Source organism: Allobosea sp. 05T439, from assembly GCF_056396005.1.
This window is the reverse complement of sequence record NZ_JBFTKP010000158.1, coordinates 1-425: the sequence shown is the minus strand read 5'-3', so window position 1 is coordinate 425 and position 425 is coordinate 1. Positions and strand designations below refer to the sequence as shown.

The 425-nt window shown below is 62.1% G+C and carries 1 protein-coding gene; it reads right to left on the bottom strand.

Annotated features, from left to right (window positions below):
• Positions 1–425 (bottom strand): beta-eliminating lyase-related protein (locus AC1DIO_RS35525; protein WP_476854976.1); only part of this gene is annotated, 425 nt, incomplete at both ends.

Sequence of the window (425 nt, the reverse complement as noted above, 5' to 3'; positions counted from 1 at the left end):
TTGATCGCCAGGCATTCCTCCATGACGCGCCGCGTGTTGTAGATATGGCCGTCGAAGGTGCAGTTGGTGAGATCGAGCATCTTCACCCGGTCGAGCCGACCTTCGGACTTCAGGTCGAGCAGCGCCTTCTTGATCGTCCGCAGGGGGACCGCGCCATACATCGAGAATTCCGCCATCGGGAACGCTTCGACATAGAAGGGCTGAGCCCCGCTCAGCACCAGCCCGTAATGGTGCGACTTGTGGCAGTTGCGGTCGAGGATCACGATATCGCCGGGAGCGACCAGCGCCTGCAGAACCATCTTGTTCGAGGTGCTGGTTCCGTTGGTGACGAAGAACACGTGCTCGGCGCCGAAGGCCCTCGCAGCCATGTCCTGTGCCCGTTTGATGTTGCCCGTGGGCTCCAGCAGGCTGTCGAGCCCGCCCGT